Source organism: Nocardioides panacisoli, from assembly GCF_019448235.1.
GTDB classification, from domain to species: Bacteria; Actinomycetota; Actinomycetes; order Propionibacteriales; family Nocardioidaceae; genus Nocardioides; species Nocardioides panacisoli_A.
In genome coordinates, this window is sequence record NZ_CP080409.1 from 1,417,912 (window position 1) to 1,430,025 (window position 12,114).

The 12,114-nt window shown below is 70.6% G+C and carries 12 protein-coding genes; 2 read left to right on the plus strand and 10 right to left on the minus strand.

The window, feature by feature from the left end; genetic code table 11:
- Positions 1-438 carry a DUF2752 domain-containing protein gene (locus tag KUV85_RS07010; protein WP_219962496.1) on the plus strand — a complete coding sequence of 146 codons (438 nt, stop codon included), beginning with the start codon at positions 1-3 and terminating at the stop codon, positions 436-438.
- A gap of 43 nt (positions 439-481) precedes the next feature.
- Positions 482-1,336 (plus strand): F510_1955 family glycosylhydrolase, encoded by an 855-nt coding sequence (locus KUV85_RS07015; RefSeq protein ID WP_219962497.1) that lies wholly within the window; start codon positions 482-484, stop codon positions 1,334-1,336.
- A gap of 63 nt (positions 1,337-1,399) precedes the next feature.
- On the opposite strand, the gene KUV85_RS07020 is transcribed toward KUV85_RS07015, so the two are convergent.
- The 10 genes from KUV85_RS07020 to KUV85_RS07065 form a co-directional block, all read right to left on the minus strand.
- A complete protein-coding gene (locus KUV85_RS07020; RefSeq protein WP_219962498.1) occupies positions 1,400-1,687 on the minus strand; it encodes a YrhK family protein in 288 nt (95 codons plus the stop codon).
- Positions 1,688-1,725: 38 nt separating this feature from the next.
- The gene (locus KUV85_RS07025; protein ID WP_219962499.1) at positions 1,726-3,123 is read right to left on the minus strand and encodes an NADH-quinone oxidoreductase subunit N; all 1,398 of its coding nucleotides are present in this window, start codon (positions 3,121-3,123) and stop codon (positions 1,726-1,728) included.
- Positions 3,124-3,137: 14 nt separating this feature from the next.
- Positions 3,138-4,625, minus strand: coding sequence for a complex I subunit 4 family protein (locus KUV85_RS07030; protein WP_219962500.1), 1,488 nt, complete (start codon positions 4,623-4,625; stop codon positions 3,138-3,140).
- Between the two features lie 8 nt (positions 4,626-4,633).
- Complete coding sequence (locus KUV85_RS07035) at positions 4,634-6,532, minus strand: proton-conducting transporter membrane subunit (protein ID WP_219962501.1); 1,899 nt, start codon at positions 6,530-6,532, stop codon at positions 4,634-4,636.
- Positions 6,529-6,831 (minus strand): NADH-quinone oxidoreductase subunit NuoK, encoded by a 303-nt coding sequence (locus tag KUV85_RS07040; protein WP_219962502.1) that lies wholly within the window; start codon positions 6,829-6,831, stop codon positions 6,529-6,531. Before KUV85_RS07040 ends, KUV85_RS07035 begins: the two co-directional genes overlap by 4 nt.
- Entirely contained in the window at positions 6,828-7,427 is a 600-nt protein-coding gene (locus KUV85_RS07045) for an NADH-quinone oxidoreductase subunit J (protein ID WP_219962503.1), read from the minus strand. The genes KUV85_RS07040 and KUV85_RS07045 overlap by 4 nt, the downstream gene beginning before the upstream one ends.
- On the minus strand, positions 7,427-8,344 hold the full coding sequence (locus tag KUV85_RS07050; RefSeq protein ID WP_219962504.1) for an NADH-quinone oxidoreductase subunit H: 918 nt from the start codon (positions 8,342-8,344) through the stop codon (positions 7,427-7,429). The genes KUV85_RS07045 and KUV85_RS07050 overlap by 1 nt, the downstream gene beginning before the upstream one ends.
- A complete protein-coding gene (locus tag KUV85_RS07055; RefSeq protein ID WP_219962505.1) occupies positions 8,337-9,305 on the minus strand; it encodes a hypothetical protein in 969 nt (322 codons plus the stop codon). Before KUV85_RS07055 ends, KUV85_RS07050 begins: the two co-directional genes overlap by 8 nt.
- A gap of 119 nt (positions 9,306-9,424) precedes the next feature.
- Positions 9,425-9,763, minus strand: a complete 339-nt coding sequence (locus KUV85_RS07060; RefSeq protein WP_219962506.1) for an NADH-quinone oxidoreductase subunit A — start codon at positions 9,761-9,763, stop codon at positions 9,425-9,427.
- Positions 9,764-9,769: 6 nt separating this feature from the next.
- Positions 9,770-12,109: a heavy metal translocating P-type ATPase gene (locus KUV85_RS07065; RefSeq protein ID WP_425299388.1), complete on the minus strand. Its 2,340-nt coding sequence runs from the start codon at positions 12,107-12,109 to the stop codon at positions 9,770-9,772.
- Positions 12,110-12,114: the final 5 nt, after the last annotated feature.

Consider the following 12,114-nt stretch of genomic DNA (forward strand, 5'->3'; position numbering starts at 1 on the left):
ATGACCCACCGGGCGGGCCTCTCCTGGAGCCGCGACCGGCGCGATCCGTGGCGCGTCGCCACGCTCGCGGCCGGGCTCCTCACCCTGACCGCCGCGGGCCTCGCGATCCTCGGACTGCCCGGCGTCGACCTGCACGGACCGCAGCACCAGTGGGGCCTGATGAGTCCGACATGTGGTGGCACCCGCGCCGCGCGACTCACCGCGATGGGCGACCTCCCCGGCGCTTGGACCTACAACCCGCTGGGCATCGTCGTGGTGGTGGGCGCAGCACTGTTGCTGGCCCGTGCCGCCGTCGGTGGCCTCACCCGCACCTGGTGGACGCCTCGACTCCACCTGGCGGGCGCTCCGCGATGGCTCGCCATCGTCGGCTTGCTCGCTCTGGTGGCCGCCCTCTGGGCCCGCCAACAGAGCATCGCTCCCCTGCTCATGCAGCACTGACCCTCCTCGGCACGCTCCGACCTCCACCGCGAAAGGACCATTCGTGACCCCCCTGTCCAGCAGCGCCGTCCGCGCCACGATCGTCACCACCACACTCGGCCTGGGCCTGCTCACGGCCTGCGGCGACGATCCGGCCGTCGACGGTGAGACCATGGAGGTGAGCCACGTCCATGCCCTGGCCGTGGATCCGAACGACCCCTCGGCGCTCTTCGTCGCCACACACGAAGGACTCGGGCGCTACACCGAGTCCGACGGGGTACGTCGGGTCGGGCAGGCAACCAGCGACTTCATGGGCTTCGCCACCGGACCAGATGGTCGACTCTTCGCCAGCGGGCACCCGGGCAGCGACGAAGACGCACCACTCGCCCTCGGCCTGATCAGCTCCACCGACGAGGGGGACAGCTGGGAGGCAGTCAGCCTCTCCGGGGAGGCGGACTTCCACGCACTGACCGCCGACGAGGACGGCGTCGTCGGCTTCGATGCCGCCAACAGCGTCCTCCGGACCAGCACCGATGGCGAGGACTGGGAAGACGTGCCGACCGAGGAGGGCTTTATCGACCTCGCCGCCGACCCGACCTCCCCGCGACTGGTCGGCACCACGGGCAACGGCGAGCTCGTCGAGAGCACCGACGGCGGCGCCACGTTCACGGCAGTGACGAACGCCCCCACCCTCGTCCTGGTGGACTTCGCACCGGACGGATCGCTGGTCGGCATCGCACCCACGGGCGAGCTCCAGACCGTCGCCGACGGCGATTGGCGGGCCACCGGCGCTCGGGCCGACGACCAGCTCCAGGCGTTCACGGCCGGACCGGACGGCACCGTGTGGGTCCTCGACGGCCAGGGACTCCAGAAGAGCACCGACGGTGGGGCGTCCCTGGAGAGCGCCCCCTCCTGGTAGTCAGGCACCTCGCCGCCACGGCGTCGGGCGGCACCCGGACGAGTCGACGTCCACACGGAGTTGCTAGTAGTCCCCGCTCGGATCGCGTGGGTCGTCCAGACCGCGACGGCGGAGGTGCACGCGGCGGCCAAGGCGGATGCCCGGTCGCACCAGGAACTGCGCACTGCCCACCACGAAGCACGTGATGGCCGAGGTCTCCACGGCCTTGAAGTAGAACAGGACGCTGCCGACCAGGAACCACAGCCCGATCAGGAAGTCGTTGGCGATGGACAGCGTCTCGTAGCGACGATCGATCACGAGTCGCTCTGGTCCGAGTGGGATCGAGGTGGACAGGTTCCTGCTCGTGGTCATGGTCTCCAGCCTCCCAGCCAGCACATCTGGCGGTCGTCTCAGCCCACGAGGCCCAGCACGGGCGCCGCGCCGATCCCCAAGCCGATGGCAACAGCAGCGCAGACAACGGCCACCCGGGTTGCTTGAGTGCTGGCGCGGTCCTCTCCGGTTCGAGGGACATCCGGTCGGCGCAGGCAGGCGGTCAGCCACCGCAGGTAGTAGGCGAGGCTGAGCACGGTGTTGGCGGCCACCAGGACTGCGAGCCATGCCAGTCCGGCCTCCCAGGTCGCGGTCAGGGTCAAGGCCTTGGCCACGAACACGGCGGTCGGTGGCGTGCCGACCAGTCCGAGGAGGAGGACGGCCAGGGCCGCCACGACTCCCGGCCGCCGCCGGCCCACGCCTCGCCAGTCATCGATCTCGGTGCGGCCAGGGTCGGTGGCGAGCACGGCGAAAGCCCCGAGGTTGGTGGCGGCGTAGCCGGCGAGGAAGAGCACGAGTGTGGGAAGGGCGAGGTCGGAGCCGGGTACCGCGGCGGCGATGGCGAGCAGGTAGCCGACCTGGCTGATGGTCGACCACGCCAGCAGCCGGCGTACGTCGTGCTGGGTGAGCGCGGCGAGGTTGCCCACGGTCATCGTGACGGCCGCGACGGCCGCCACTAGCAGGACCCAGACGCGGTCGGGCGGTAGTGCCTGGAGTAGTCGGACCACCGCGAGGACGGCACCGAGCTTGGGCACGGTGGTCAGGAAGCTCGCCGTGGTGATCCAGGTCCCCTGTGTGGCGTCGGGTACCCAGAAGTGGGCCGGTACGGCGCCGGCCTTGAACATCAGGCCGACGGCCAGCAGGGCCACTCCCGCCGCCGCGCCCGCGGCCGGGGCCGACGCGAGCGCGTCGAGGCCGGCGTACGCCGTGGTCCCGGCCAAGCCGTACAGCACCGACGCGCCCAACAACATCAGGATGCCGCACAGCGCGCCGATGAGGTAGGTCTTCATGGCGGCCTCGGGCGCCCGCGGATCGGTGGAGAGCCCGACCATGCCGTAGAGCGGGATCGAGGCGAGCAGGAAGGCCACGACGAGCACCGCGGTGTCCGTCGCCGCCCCGAGCAGCAGTACGCCGGCGCCACCGAGCAGCAGGAGCACCGCCAGCTCACTCTCCCGTGGGTGGCCGCGGACCTCGCCACCGGCGAGGAGGAGCAACACCAGCAACGATCCACCGACCACCAGTCGCAGGACGCCGGTGAGCTCGTCGATGGCGACGGTGCCGGAGAACGCGGTCGTCGGCTCGCGCACCAGACCGGCCACGGCGAAGGCCAGCATCACCACCGTGGTCGCGGCGGCCGTCGCGCGAACCCGTGCTTGGCGTGAGCGGGGAGTCCACGAGCCGAGCATCAGGCACGCAACGGCACCGATGACGAGGATGCCCTCGGGCAGCACGGCCACGATGTCGGCGGTCATGTCCATGCCGGAGCCACCGTTCATCGCGCCACCAGCTCGGCCACGGTGTCAGCGGCAGGACCGACGACGTCGAGGAACGGCTGCGGCGCGAGCCCCAGGCCGATCGAGAGCGCCAGCAGGACCGCGACCGGTAGCCACTCGTGCGGACGGACGTCCGCGAATGCCTCCGAGAGTGCACCGACCGGTCCGGTCAGCACCTGCTGCACCGCACGGAGCAGGACCGCGGTCATCAACAGGATGCCCAGCAGGCCCGTGGCGACCGCAGGCACGACGGGAATGCTCCCGGCGAAGATCTGGAGCTCGGCGACGAAGCCCGACAGGCCGGGCAGGCCGAAGGAACCGAGGGCGGCGACGACGAGCAGCACCGCGAACCCGGGGGCATGGCGGGCGAGGCCGCCGTAGCCCGCCAGGTGGTAGCTCTCGCGTCGGGTCCACATCACGCCCGCCAGGAGGAACAGTGCGCCGGTCAGCAGGCCGTGGCTGACCATCTGGGTGACCGCACCCGAGACCGCGGTGGAACGATCCTCGGCCGACGAGCCGCCGACGACACCCGCGGCACCCACGGCGAGGACGACGTAGCCCATGTGGTTGACCGAGGTGTAGGCGACCATCCGCTTGAAGTTCGACTGGACGAGGGCGACCAGAGCACCCCAGAAGATCGACAGCAGGCCGATCACGATCAGCGGGACGGCCCACGCACGCCAGGCCTCGGGCAACATCGGCATCCCGATCCGCACGAAACCGTAGGTGCCCATCTTGAGCAGCACCGCGGCCAGCACGGCCGATCCGATGGCCGGGGCATCGGTGTGGGCCGGCGGCAGCCAGGTGTGGAACGGCACGGTCGGCGTCTTCACGGCCAGGCCCAGGAGCACCGCCGCCAGCACGAGCGCGCCGGCGGTGCCCGACCCCTGCAGCGGTGGGTCGGCGGCAAGCGCAACCATGTCGAAGGTGTGCGGATCCGAGGCGACGTAGAGGCCGACGAAGCCGAGGAGGAGCGCCAGCGACCCGAGGAAGGTGTAGAGGAAGAACAACAGCGCGGACCGCCGACGCTCACCGTGTCCCCAGCCGTGCAGCGAGAGGTACATGCCCACGATCGAGAGGTCGAAGAACACGAAGAAGAGCACCAGGTCGGCGGCGGCGAACAGCCCCAGGCAGGTGGTCTCCAGTGCCAGGAACAGCGCCGCCTGGGTGCGTGGCCGATGTTGGTCGCGCAGTGCGAAGACCGCGCAGGCAGCGAAGACGACCGTGGTCATCACCACCAAGGGCAGCGACAGTCCGTCCAGTCCCACGTGGTAGCTGACACCGATGTCGGGGATCCAGTCGACCTGCTGATCGAAGGCCAGGCTCTCCGGCCCCGGACTCCGGTAGTCGGCCCACAGGACAGCGGCGAGAACGACCTCGACGAGGGTGGTCACCACGAAGACCCACCGGGCCCAGGCGGCCGACGCCGGGAGGACGAGGAGGAGCCCCGCCACGACGAGCGGGAGGAACACCAGGACGGACAGCACTTCTCAGTTCACCTCGGACTCGTGACGAGGGCGATGGACACGACGACGGCCACCAGGAGTACGCCGCCGACCAGTTGCAGGTAGTAGTGGTGCAGTTGGCCGCTTCTGCCGCTGCGGCGTACGCCGCCACCGGCACGGCGCGACACTGCGGCGACACCGTCCACGATGCGCGTGATCAACGTGTCACCCGCTGCGGTGGCGCGGCCCGCCTGCAACACCAGCCCCGCCAGTCGATCCACGATCACGGCGACCACACGGTCGTCGAACCGGCCGGCTGCCGCGGCGACGGCCACGGTCGGGCGGACGAGGATCGCACGTGCCGCCGGTTCGAGGCCCAGCCAGCCGTGCAGCCATCGATACAGCGGCGAGGCGGCTCGCCGGGACGGTGTGCGCGACCGGCGCAGCATCCGCGTCGAGATCAGCACGGCCGTCACCACTGCGGCGGCGCCCGACAGGGCCAGCTCCCACAGGTGCGGCTCGGGCGACTCGGCCCCGGGCAGCGAGGTGACCACCGCCGGAAGTGCCAAGACCCCGAGCGTCACCGCTCCCAGCGCCAGTGGCGCCAGCGCCACCGGCACCACCACGGGCACCCGCCCCGTGGGAGGCTGCTCGAGCTCCCCGTGCGGCGCACCCTCCGATGCGGTGCGCAGCACCGTCACGAGCGCGACCGCGGCGTAGGCGGTCGCCAGCACGGTGGCCACGACCCCGACCACGTAGAGGGCCGTCGAGGACTCCAGTGCGGCCGCGAGCACGACATCCTTCGTGGCCCACAGGGTCAGCGGCGGGATGCCCGCCAGGGAGAGCAGCGCGACCGCGGCGAGGGCGCCCACGACCGGCCAACGCCTGGCGACGCCAGTGAGGTGGTCCAAGCGCTTGCTGCCGAGGGCCTCCAGCCACGCGCCGGCCACCAGGAACAGCAGCGCCTTGACCGCGGCATGGCCCACGAGGTGTGCCGTGCCCGCGCTGGTCGCTCCGACCCCGGCGGCCAGGACCACGAACCCCAGCTGCGCCGCCGTGGACGCAGCGAGGAGCTGCTTCAGGTCGGTCTGCGTGAGGGCCACCGCACCCAGGACGACCGCGGTCAGGCCACCGACCCAGGCCGCGGCGTCGTCGGCCCACCCGGTGGCCGTCAGCAGCGGCGCGACGCGCAGCAGGAGATAGGCACCGAGTGCGACCATGGCCGCGGAGTGCAGCAGCGCCGAGACGGGACTGGGACCGTCCATCGCCCGCGACAACCACCACGAGAACGGCAGTTGGGCTGCCTTGCCACAAGCGGCGACCAGGATGCCGGCCGCGGCCAGGTGGCGCCACTCCGACTCCAGACCGGCCAGTCCGTCCAACGACAACCCGTTGGCCCCGCCACCGGCCACCGCGGCCGCGACGGCGAGGTACAGCCCGAGGTCGGTGGCACGGGTGGTGAGCAGCGCGGTGGCACCCGAAGCGACGGGTCGCGGCTCGTCGTACCGGTAGCCGATGAGCGCGTAGGACGTCGCGCCCATGACCTCCCACCCCAGGAGCAGGGTGGGCAGCGTCGTGGCCAGCACCGTGAGCGCGGCTGCCGCGGCGAAGAGCAGCATCAGACCGGCGAACCGTGGCTCTCGTGTCTCACCGGCGCCGGTGGCGGCCAGCTGCACGAGCGCCGCGACGCCGAGGATGGCGGGGAGCAGTAGACCTCCGATGCCGTCGGCGGCCAGACCGAGGTCGCTGCCCAGGACGAAGGACGCCTGCACCGCGGCACCGGTCGCCGTCGCCGCGATACCGAAGGCAGTGCTGAGCGCGAGGACGAGGGTCGCCAGCCACCCCGCGACCGTCGCAACTCGGGCCGGGATCACGTGCCCGAGACCGGCGAGGGCACTCCCCGCCACAGCGGGCAGCAGGACGGCGAGCATGATCATCGGCGCGCTCATTCGTGCAGCTCCGCCGTCATGTCGGTCATGTCCACTTCCGCGCGACGGTGCAGCAGCGTCGCCATGGCGAACCCGATCGCCATTTCGACGGTCATGGCGGCCAGCACCACCAGCAGGAGGACCTGACCCGACGGGTCGGGTGCGAGGAACCACCAGAAGCCGCCCAGGGCCAAGAGAACGCCGCCGATCATCAGCTCCAGGCCCATCATCACCATGACGACGACCTGCTGGGACAGGGCACCGTAGAGGCCGACGGACACCAGGGCGGCGGCCACGAGCAGCACGGTCTCCAGGGTCATGCGCCACCCCCGTCGCGAGCGGAGCGAGATGGAGCGGGAGGATCCGCCGGCGCTTCGTCCAGATCATCGCCCATCCGGTCATAACGAGTGCGGGACGACGAGAGCAGCACCCCGACCACGATCGTGGCGACCATGACCGGGCCGATCGCCATCATCACCAACATCTGGCTCTCCATGATCGCCGTGCCGAGCGCCTCGGTGACTCCCGAGACACCGGCTCCGGCGGCCGCTCCGCCTGTCGGCCACGGCACCAGCACGGCCCCTCCTCCCAGGACGAGGAACGCGGTGACCGCCGTGCCGATCGCGGCACGGTGTGAGTGCACCATCGTCATCGGCATCAGCGCCGGATTCATCCCCATGAACATGACCATGTAGACCGCCATCACGGCCATCTCCATGATCATCATCAAGATGACGATCACGCCCAGGTAGGTCTGCTCCATCAGCAGCAGAGCAGCACCGACGGCGACGAAGGACGTCGCCAGCGCGTACGTCGCGCGAGCCATCGAGTCGACGACGAACACCAGGACACCGGCCACGACGGCCACGACACCGACCGCCCAGAAAGCGATGTCGACCAGCACCGGAGGACTCATCAAGCCACCTCCATCACGATCGCGACCACCAGGTCCTGCACCACGACCAACGGCAACAGCACGACCCACAGCGGCTCCAACAGCCGCGGCACCCGCAGGGTGGGAAGTCGACCCGCGCACCACGCCAGACCGGCGGTCAACCCGACGGCCTTGAGGGCGACCCAGGCCGCCGCCGGCAGTACGGGACCTGCTCCACCACCCAGGAACAGCGGCACCGCCACCGCGGCACCCGCGCCCAGCAGAGCATGGCGGCCCAGTCGCACGACCAGGAGGTCCGGCCCCGACAGCTCTGCCATCACGCCCCCCGCGGTCTCCGCACCCGCGGGCGCAGCCAACGGCCCGTGAACAGCGAAACCCACCACACCGATGAGGTAGGCGAGGAGCGCCACCGGCATCCACAGGCCGAACCACACACCGTCCTGAGCGGCAGCGATGTCGCCGAGATCCAGGCTGCCGGCCGCCAACGCGGGTGCCACCAAGGCGAACATCAGCGGCAACTCGTATCCGAGCGCGAGCGCGAGGAAGCGATACCCCCCGACGAGGCCCATGACCGAGTTGGCCCCCCAGCCGAGCAGCCACACCAGGGCCCACACCGCCACATCCAGCGCATTGGCCCACACCACGCCATGCCCCGACGGCAGGGCGGTGAAGCCGCCCCACGGGACCAGCGCGAGGAGCAGGACCGCAACCGGAAGCAGTCCCCAGCCGCCGATCCGCCACAACAACACATCGGCCTCGACAGTGCGGCGGCGCCGCTGTCGCACCAGACGCGCCGTCTCCACCACCGGGTCGGTCAACGCCAGACGCCAGCCCCGGCCGCCGCCGTACGCCACCGCCACGCTCGACACCCAGGCCAGCGCCACGCACCCCACAGTGACGCCGGCAGCTGCCGCGAGAGCACCCACCAGCTCAACCATGCCCGCTCCCCTGGTGGTCGGAGGCATCGTCGGGCTCGTGCCCCTCACGATGCGGGTGTTCCACTACCGCGCCGAGATCACGTGCCAAGACCGGACCGTGGGCGGCAATGACCAACCGGGCGTCAGCAAGGTCCAGGCCCACTACCAGGTCCACCGGATCGACCACACCCACGAACGAGGGAACCGCGATCCCGTCCGCGACGGCCGTCAGGATCTCGCTCGCCGCCCCGGGGAGCACGCCGAGACGAGCCAGCCGCCGCAGATGGCCCGCCACCTGGGCTGCGCCGGATTCGTCACCATCGCGGACCCCGCGTGCTCGGCGGGCCCACCGATCGTCCCCGACCAGGGCCAGCGTCGTGGCGATCGCGTCCCACCCGTCGGCCGCGGTCCACGCTCGATCACGCGCCTGCCCCGACCAGTGAGCCTCCGCGCCTGCGACCACATCACCGTGGAGGCGCAACCGCAGCTCCAGCCCGCCCGGCCAGTGGTCGAGCAACGGCCCCCAGGGATGGACCAGCTCGTCCATCTCCAACCCGTCACGATCTTCGGCCCCGTCGGCCAGTGGGATACCGGACGGGCTCATCGACATTCCACCGTGATCATGGCCGCCATGACCACCGTGGCCTTCGTGCTCGTCGTGGCCTTCGTGGTCCTCGTGCTCGTCGTGGTCCTCGTGCTCGTCGTGGTCCTCGTGCTCATGGTGCTCGCCGGCATCGCCGTCCCCAGCGGTCCACGGAGCAGCCTCGTCGGAGCGCTCCCGGGCATCGTGGACATGGCTCGCGACGTCCGCCAACCGCCCGGGCAGTGCGTCCAACGCCTCGTCGACGTCGTCGGCACCGGTGACGTCGATACGGCACCGGGGTCCGGGGAGTTGGGACCACAGCAGGTCGGCGGCGGACCGCAGTTGATCCGGCAGGTCGCCGGTCACCACCAAGGCGTCGGCGTGCGCCGGCGCCAGCACGGTCCGCCAACCACGACGATCCAGCGCGGCCTCGACCGCTCGCCGTGCCACGACACCGTCCGGAGCCTCGACCACGTAGCAGCGAGGACGTGCGGCCGCCCGCTGGGCGAACCGGAGCATCAGGCCCATCGGAACGCACCCTCACGACGCGCCCATGCCACCGCGGCCAGGAGGACGGCGAGGAAGGCGAACATCTCCACCACCGCGCCGACACCGAGGTCGGTCACCACCACGGCCCACGGGTACATGAACAGCATCTCGACATCGAAGGCCAGGAACACCACGCTCGCGGCATACCAACGCGCGTGGTAGCGCGACAGCGCGTGCTGTGCGGGCACCCGACCCGAGGCCTGCGGCAGCACCGTGAGAGCCGTGGGCGCCGGGGCCACGGCACGGTGAAGTACCCACAACGTGAGCACGCCGAGCGCGCTCATCGCCACCAGAGCGACCAGGACCACCGTCGATCACCGCCCGGCTGCGGCGACGGGGCTCTCCGGCGTCACGAGGTGCTGGTCGTCGGCCAGTGCTCGGAAGCGCCGGAGCCGGAGACTGTTGGAGACGACGAAGACCGACGAGAACGCCATCGCGGCGCCGGCCAGCATCGGGTTGAGCAGGCCCGCCGCGGCCAGGGGTAGGGCGGCCACGTTGTAGGCGAAGGCCCAGAACAGGTTGCCCTTGATGGTCGACAGCGTGCGCCGGGACAGGCGGATCGCGTCGACGGCGGCGCCCAGGTCCCCGCGGACCAGCGTCAGGTCGCTGGCCTCGATGGCGACGTCGGTGCCCGTACCCATCGCCAGACCGAGGTCGGCCTGGGCCAGCGCCGCGGCGTCGTTGACGCCATCGCCGACCATGGCGACCTGCTTGCCCTGGCCCTGCAGCCGCGCGACCACGTCGACCTTGTCGGAGGGCATGACCTCGGCGATCACCGTCTCCGGACCGACATCGATGCCGACCTCCTCGGCCACCGCAGTCGCGACGGTGGCGTTGTCTCCGGTGAGCAGCACCGGGGTGAGCCCGAGATCACGCAACTGTGCGATCGCCTCGGCAGAGGTTGGCTTGACGGAGTCAGCGACGACGAGCACGCCGCGAGCCTCGCCGCCCCAGCCGACCGCGACCGCCGTCTGGCCTTGCTCGGCGGCGGCTTGCATGGCTTGTTCCAGCTCCGGGGAGAGGTGTTGGGACCGTTCATCGAGCAGCCGGGAGCGTCCGACCAGGACCGCATGACCCTCCACAGTGCCCTGCACACCGAGGCCCTCGATGTTGGCGAAGTTCTCGACCCGAGGCAGGGTGCCGACCTCGGCGGTGGCGCCTTTGGCGATGGCCTGGGCAATGGGATGCTCGGAAGCCTCCTCCAGTGCTCCGGCCAGCCGCAGCAGCTCGCCGCGGTCCTGTCCCTGGGCCGCGATGGCGTCGAGCAGGGCCATCTGGCCGGTCGTCACTGTGCCGGTCTTGTCCAGTACGACGGTGTCGATGCGGCGGGTGTTCTCCAACACCTCCGGGCCCTTGATCAGGATGCCGAGCTGGGCGCCGCGGCCGGTGCCCACCATGAGCGCAGTCGGCGTGGCCAGGCCGAGGGCGCACGGGCAGGCGATGATCAGTACCGAGACCGCCGCGGTGAACGCCGCATTGAGCCCCGCCCCGTTGCCGATCCAGAACCCGAGCGTGGCCACGGCCAGGGCGATCACGATCGGAACGAAGACTCCCGAGATCCGGTCGGCCAACCGCTGAGCCTCGGCCTTGCCGTTCTGGGCGTCCTCGACGAGCTTGGCCATCTGGGCCAACTGGGTGTCGGAGCCGATGCGCGTGGCCTCGACCACGATGCGTCCCCCTGCATTCACGGTGGCACCGACCACCGTGTCGCCGGGAGCGACCTCGACCGGCATCGACTCACCGGTGAGCATCGACGCGTCCACTGCCGAGGAGCCCTCGAGGATGGTGCCGTCGGTGGCGACCTTCTCACCCGGTCGGACGACGAACATGTCACCCACCTGCAGTTGGTCGACGCCGATGCGCTCCTCCCGGCCATTGCGGAGCACGGAGACTTCCTTGGCGCCCAGTTCCAGCAGCGCCCGGAGTGCGGCGCCTGCCCGTCGCTTGGACCGTGCCTCGAAGTAGCGGCCGGCGAGGATGAAGGTCGTGACGCCGGCGGCCGCTTCGAGGTAGATGTTCGCTGACCCATCGGTGCGGGACACGGTCAGCTCGAAGGGGTGTGTCATGCCCGGGGTTCCGGCCGTCCCGAAGAACAGCGCATAGACCGACCAACCCAGCGCAGCCACGGTGCCCATGGAGATCAAGGTGTCCATGGTCGAGGTGGCGTGCTTGAGGTTGGTCCAAGCAGCGCGGTGGAACGGCCAGGCACCCCACACGACGACCGGGGCTGCCAAGGTGAGGGAGAGCCACTGCCAAAAGGTGAACTGCAGTGAAGGGATCATCGCCATCGCGATCACTGGCACCGAGAGCACCGTCGACACTACGAGTCGTTGCCGCAGCGCGCGGACTGGATTGTCCTCGGTCGCATCGCTTGCCCTTGCGGCATGACCGGTGTCGCCGGGCGTCGACGGGGGCAGCAGTGCCGTGTAGCCCGCCTGCTCGACCGTTGAGACCAGGGACTTGCGGTCGACGCTGTCGCCGAAGGAGATCTTGGCCTTCTCGGTCGCGTAGTTGACCGTGGCGGTCACGCCGTCGAGCTTGTTGAGTTTGCGCTCGACCCGGTTCGCGCAGGAAGCGCAGGTCATCCCACCAATGGCGAGTTCGATCTGACTCTCGCTCGTGTCGCTTGTGGCGGCATCATTCGCGGTGTTCATTGCCG